The organism is Citrobacter braakii (genome assembly GCF_002075345.1).
GTDB classification, from domain to species: Bacteria; Pseudomonadota; Gammaproteobacteria; order Enterobacterales; family Enterobacteriaceae; genus Citrobacter; species Citrobacter braakii.
The window spans coordinates 1-5,304 of record NZ_NAEW01000045.1 but is presented as its reverse complement, the minus strand read 5'-3'; the positions used below and the strand labels follow the sequence as shown (position 1 = coordinate 5,304).

General features: G+C 53.7%; 9 protein-coding genes and 1 pseudogene. All 10 read right to left on the bottom strand.

What is annotated here, in order from left to right; all coding sequences use genetic code 11:
* The coding region (locus BZK42_RS27350; protein ID WP_080861411.1) for a TIGR03750 family conjugal transfer protein at positions 1-253 on the bottom strand (253 nt) is incomplete at its 3' end.
* Between the two features lie 15 nt (positions 254-268).
* On the bottom strand, positions 269-607 hold the full coding sequence (locus BZK42_RS27345; RefSeq protein WP_080861408.1) for a TIGR03745 family integrating conjugative element membrane protein: 339 nt from the start codon (positions 605-607) through the stop codon (positions 269-271).
* A gap of 50 nt (positions 608-657) precedes the next feature.
* The gene (locus BZK42_RS27340; RefSeq protein WP_080861405.1) at positions 658-894 is read right to left on the bottom strand and encodes a TIGR03758 family integrating conjugative element protein; all 237 of its coding nucleotides are present in this window, start codon (positions 892-894) and stop codon (positions 658-660) included.
* A complete protein-coding gene (locus tag BZK42_RS27335; protein ID WP_080861403.1) occupies positions 891-1,211 on the bottom strand; it encodes an integrative conjugative element protein, RAQPRD family in 321 nt (106 codons plus the stop codon). The genes BZK42_RS27340 and BZK42_RS27335 overlap by 4 nt, the downstream gene beginning before the upstream one ends.
* Before the next feature lie 124 nt (positions 1,212-1,335).
* Positions 1,336-1,458, bottom strand: coding sequence for a hypothetical protein (locus tag BZK42_RS29535; RefSeq protein WP_282958097.1), 123 nt, complete (start codon positions 1,456-1,458; stop codon positions 1,336-1,338).
* Positions 1,459-1,549: 91 nt separating this feature from the next.
* Positions 1,550-2,023, bottom strand: a complete 474-nt coding sequence (locus BZK42_RS28820; RefSeq protein ID WP_158083405.1) for a CZB domain-containing protein — start codon at positions 2,021-2,023, stop codon at positions 1,550-1,552.
* 578 nt (positions 2,024-2,601) lie between these two features.
* Complete coding sequence (locus BZK42_RS27325) at positions 2,602-3,507, bottom strand: metal ABC transporter substrate-binding protein (protein WP_080861398.1); 906 nt, start codon at positions 3,505-3,507, stop codon at positions 2,602-2,604.
* A gap of 298 nt (positions 3,508-3,805) precedes the next feature.
* Positions 3,806-3,949 (bottom strand): Hok/Gef family protein, encoded by a 144-nt coding sequence (locus tag BZK42_RS27320; RefSeq protein WP_080861395.1) that lies wholly within the window; start codon positions 3,947-3,949, stop codon positions 3,806-3,808.
* A gap of 212 nt (positions 3,950-4,161) precedes the next feature.
* On the bottom strand, positions 4,162-4,905 hold the full coding sequence (locus tag BZK42_RS27315) for a TIGR03747 family integrating conjugative element membrane protein (RefSeq protein WP_080861392.1): 744 nt from the start codon (positions 4,903-4,905) through the stop codon (positions 4,162-4,164).
* A pseudogene (locus BZK42_RS29445) lies at positions 4,905-5,304 on the bottom strand (hypothetical protein); the annotation flags it as partial. The gene BZK42_RS27315 and the pseudogene BZK42_RS29445, both read right to left, overlap by 1 nt.

Below are 5,304 nucleotides of genomic sequence, written 5' to 3'. Positions count from 1 at the left end.
AGAGGTAGTTATCCGGCTTGTTACGCTTGTAACGCGTCAGCCAGTCGCCGCTGAACCAGGCCACCGGCAGGGGCATCAGGATGGCCAGCATGGGAAAGGCAATCCAGCCCGCGAACGGCACCACAAATACCGCCGTCACCAGCCCCAGTCCGCTACCGCACAGCGCCGCCACACCCAGTTCCCCGACGGTGAAGCCCCGCCACACCACCGGGCGGACATTCAGCCGGTCAGGAATAAAATCAATGGCTGCCATACACATGCCCTCCGCTCAGATGACCGTGACGGCCTTGTTGAGGAAGTAGATGGCAACCACCACCATAATGGCACCGACAATGACCCTGGCCCCGAAGTCAAACCAGCTGGCCTTGCCGTCCCCAATCTTGTGATAGGTGCTGACGCAGGAGATGACCACCACGATGAAAGCGAGGGCGCAGATAACCAGCGCCCCGTAGTTCACCCCGTCGCGACTCATATTTTTGACGTCCTCCATCACATTGGTGCCGTTTGTACCGCCGGTCACTTTGGGCAATTCCGCCCGGACGGCCAGGGACCAGAAGAGGCCGGTGCAGAGCGTGGCCACGCCACGCAGACGGGTAATCAGTGTCATTATTGTTCCTTCTGTTAAATCGCCGGTGACTGACCGCCACCGGACGGTCATTAATAGCTGTAAAAGAGTATTGCCAGCTCAAGCAGAATAATCAGGCGCACAACAAACATGCCGGCCGCCCCCGCCTTCACGTCCTGATTCGACCAGCCGACATAGACGGTCCGTATCATCCAGGCCGCGAGCAGAAACAGCAGCGCGAAGAAAAGCGCCACCACCAGATGTTTGACGTCTGCCGGGTTGAGCCCGCCGGAGCCGGCAATAAAGGCCGTACGTTGCACACTGTTCACGGACGCTCCCGGCGGTACTGGCCGCTGACCGCGTCACCGTCCGGCAGCCTGGGCTGGGCGCGGGACGGGTCGAGGTACTGTGAAATGCCCTGCTTCATCGCCCGGATATCCCCGGTGGCACGGGTATAATCAAAATAAAAACGCCCCTCCCCTGAATCCTGAACGCTGAGGGACCGGGCGCGGTCAAGGGAGGCCTGAAGCTGGTCAAGCTGGCGCATCACCAGGGCCAGTTCATCCTTCTCGGATGCAAAAGCTGAAGGAGCCGCCAGCGACAGCGCCAGCAGGGTGGCCGGAATGAGGAAGTAACGACGGGACATATCCTGTGCGCTCCTGAATAAAAAGGTTCGCGCACAGGGTGTCGGAAACGACGATGAAAATCAGCAGTAAACTGTTTTTCAGATTTTGAAAAAAAACGACGAAGAATTAAGAAACAACGGGGGATTAATCATCAGGGTAAAAATGGGAGAATTCCTGCCGGATCTCCCTGTACACCATATAGTGCAGCGCCAGCCCACCGCAGAGGGAAGCCAGCATCAGCAGCCAGACCAGTATTCGTCCTTTCACATCGCTCCCGGACGTCTGCGAAGTTCACTCTTCGCAGACACTTAACATTCATCCTGAATGCCATAATGTAACATAGTGTTTAAACGGCGGGTCACCGTGACGGCGGAAAACGGGATACAGCCACGTCAGACGAAGTTTTGTCAGTCATGCCCTGCCTGATAATGCTGTCATCCAGTTCATCCAGCGCAGCAATCACCGCCAGACTTACGGTTTCAAAAGCTTCCAGCTTATTCAGAATACGTTCCTGCCCGGGGTGCGTCATATCTTCTTTCGCCAGTTCCGCCGCGGCCTGATGCAATTTACGATGCACTTCACCGAGCCTGATGTAAGCAGACAGAGTACCAAATTTTTCCCGTCCCTCGCCATCATACCAGCGACCCAGCAGGCAATGATGTTCATCCTCTGCAGGAATAGTGTTGGTTTTGTTCAGTACCGACATATATACCCGCTCACGCCATTGATAGTGTACTGCCTTGAGCACAGTCAGTTGCAGACTGCTGGCAGACATGTCCATCAGTCCTGCCGAACGGGACACAGAGTCCTGCAGATCCGTCGTATACGTCATAAGGTCATCAAGAAGATTAACCACCAGTTTTCCATACCTTTTTTCACGCGCCGTCAGTGAACTGCTCTTTGTTTTTATCCGTCCCCGTAAGGAATATATTCTGTTAATAAATTCAGACATTCCTTCGGCCATCTGCTGATTATCAGACGCGACCCCGGACATTTTTCTTCGTAACCGGGTGGCTTTCTCTGCTGTGTACTGTACATGAACCAGTTTGCTCTGCAGGGTACGGTATATATATGAAAAAATTTCTTTGTCATTAATGACAGACATGACACTCTCCCGTTTTTCAGGCTACCCAAATAAGCCGGCCAGACAAAACTGCGTAATCAAAAATTTAAAAAGAGATAAAGATTACAGAGAGGCTGGCGTACAAATAAATAAAATTGCATCGATCGATAAGATCGATGCAATTAATTAAAAGTAATAATTATCCGTTATTTTTTACCAGTACGATATCTGTAAAAAAACGGGCTACAGAATATACTCTCTGCTTAATAAAAAGCCTGCAGCTTTTCTGACGCCACAGGCTTTTGTACCAGATTCACCTGACCGGTGATGGCTGCAAGGTTACCCTGTTACTCTTTCGCCATCCCGTCCTGCAGTCCTTTCACCACGGTTCCTGTGGTGACCTTCAGTAAATCAATGTACGTTGGTACAGGTCCGTTCTCCGAACTCAGGGAGTCAACATACAGCACACCGCCATAGTGTGAGCCGGTTTCACGCGCCACCTGCCGGGCCGGTTTGTCAGATACCGTGCTTTCACTGAAAACCGCCGGAATGTGATACTTCTTCACCTGTTCAACCACCTTGCGGACCTGCTGAGGCGTTCCTTCCTGGTCTGAGTTAATCGGCCACAGGTAGAGCTCTTTAAGCCCTAAATCCCGGGCGAGATAAGAGAATGCCCCTTCACTGCTGACCAGCCAGCGCTGCTCTTCCGGTACTTTTGCCACCTGCTCACGCAGCGGTTCAAGAGTGGCGGTGATTTGCTGTTTGTAAACCTCAGCATTGTGCCTGTAAGTATCCGCATTCGTCGGATCGTATTTCACCAGCGCATCACGGATGTTATCAACATAAATCAGCCCGTTATCCGGAGACATCCAGGCGTGAGGATTAGGTTTGCCATTATACGGACCTTCGGTTATCCCCATAGGAACAATCCCTGTTGTGACCGTCACCTCAGGCACATTTTTCATGTTCTCATAAAATCGCTTAAACCATGTTTCCAGATGCATACCATTGGACAGTATCAACTGTGCGCCCTGGGCACGCTTGATATCACCCGGTGTTGGCTGATATTCGTGGATTTCGGCATCAGGTTTGGTTATCGAACTGACTTCAGCCGCATCCCCCGCCACATTTTTCGCCATATCGGCAATGATGGTAAAGGTGGTGATGACCTTGAACTTCTCCGCCGCATACGCGGCACCCGAGGTGAACGCCGCCAGGATAATACCAAATAACATTAACTTCGTTTTTCTCATCAGAGGTCTCCGTACACAGTAAGTTAAGAAACTGAGCGTTGCAGCAATAAACATAGCCTTTGCTATGTTGGAACTGTATAACATAACCAGATGCATAATGAGAATCATTATCATTTTTCAGGAAGGTTGTTTCTTCAGGAAGGACAGCAGTGAAAGATAACAAAAATGAAACCCGCAGTATCACCGACTCTACGGGCTTCATTTTTTGACTTCGTTCATACCTGCAAAGGGTGCCTGACGACCACCACCTCAGCAACCGGAATGGCGGGGAGTCACCTCCCCACCGCGGTTTCCTGCATCACCGGTTACAGTGCTGCAGGCTTGCCGCAAATTCCGCCCCCCATAACGTCAGATGAAACTCGCATAATGAGCCGCGTAACATCCAGATGATGAGGACCATCGCGGTACAGACCGCGACCGTGATTAACGATTTTTGCGACATCAGCGCTTTACTCCTGTACGGAGAGGCGCTAACCTTTCACTTGTCAAGGTTGGAAGGTCAGAGCCTCGGGTTGAACATAAAACGTTAACTCGGGGCTCTTCCACTTCTGGTCTTCGGGAACACCTTCAGACCAGAGGTCGAAGGCACCCGTGAGTACTCTACTGGTTTGCTGCGCGGGCTGCAAACACTTCCTTTCTGTATGTGTCCGTTTTCTATAGATATTTCTTGAAGGTCGACGCCTGTACCGTCAGGACAATGCCAAACAGCAGTGCCGACGGCAGCAGAAACGCATTCGGGTACGCCACTGCAGGCCATGACAGGTACGCCATACACGGATACACCAGGGATGGCTTTATCAGCCCCCGTGCATGATGGTAGAGAAAGCTCGACTCATACCCCGCCCCGTACCGCCTGAGGTCACGCAGGCTCAGCCCCTCCACCATCGCCACCGCCGCCGCCATCACGAACAGCGGCAGCGACAGCAGCAGAATGCTCACCCGCACCACAAATACCACCGTGATATACAGTGTCGCTTCCAGGAAGACTCTGAACTGTACGGCAAGCCATGTCCCGCTGTCCGCCACCGTCTGCGTGAACAGATTACCGTGGCTGCCGTTTTTCAGGGTACCGGATGGCATAATGTTCTCCGCGAACCACCGGTATCCCTCCCGTACCCACGACATCACCGTCACTGACGGCTGTGACAGCACCAGGCTGCGGGTAAAATCCGCCGACAGAAACCGCAGTTCCGTCTCCATCATGACTCTGGCATGCTGCGCCCCCTGCTCCGGCCACCAGAACACCAGGCCCGCGTACTCAACCAGCAGGCTCAGAAACAGCGAAGCAAACAGGATACCGGCAATATGCCACGGCAGACGCCACAACAGCAGCCACAGCAGGCCCGGCTTTTTCGGCGGGGACGTGTTCTGCGGCGGACGGGATTCTTCCTTCGCCATTACGCATCATCCTCTTTCTGCTCCTGCGCTGATTCTCCTGTGGCCTCAGACGCCTGCAACTCCGGAAGATGCATTGCGTCTGCCGGAACGGGTGTGCAGGTTGTCAGCGGTATCTGTGCTTCCGGGTCAGGGCTGACCGGCTCACCGGCCGGGTCCGGCAGGGTGGTTATCGACGGCCACCAGGACTCTCCCGTCCGGTACCCCTGGCGCATCGCGGTGACCATCGCCTCCATACCCGGCGGCATCGCCACATCGTTCGCATCCGACGGCAGCGGCATCCTGATTTTCCACAGTTTTCCGCCTTCCAGCAGAGCGAATGCCTGTCCTTTTGGCAGGCTGATAAGCTCCGCTGTCGAAATCAGCGGCATCCTCACGCTGCTCACCCTGTCCTGGGTGTTT

Coding starts and splice junctions, on each gene's coding strand:
- BZK42_RS27345 (WP_080861408.1), bottom strand. CDS start 607: ATGACACTGATTACCCGTCTGCGTGGCGTGGCCACGCTCTGCACCGGC.
- BZK42_RS27335 (WP_080861403.1), bottom strand. CDS start 1,211: ATGTCCCGTCGTTACTTCCTCATTCCGGCCACCCTGCTGGCGCTGTCG.
- BZK42_RS28820 (WP_158083405.1), bottom strand. CDS start 2,023: ATGACGTATACGACGGATCTGCAGGACTCTGTGTCCCGTTCGGCAGGA.
- BZK42_RS27325 (WP_080861398.1), bottom strand. CDS start 3,507: ATGAGAAAAACGAAGTTAATGTTATTTGGTATTATCCTGGCGGCGTTC.
- BZK42_RS27320 (WP_080861395.1), bottom strand. CDS start 3,949: ATGTCGCAAAAATCGTTAATCACGGTCGCGGTCTGTACCGCGATGGTC.
- BZK42_RS27315 (WP_080861392.1), bottom strand. CDS start 4,905: ATGGCGAAGGAAGAATCCCGTCCGCCGCAGAACACGTCCCCGCCGAAA.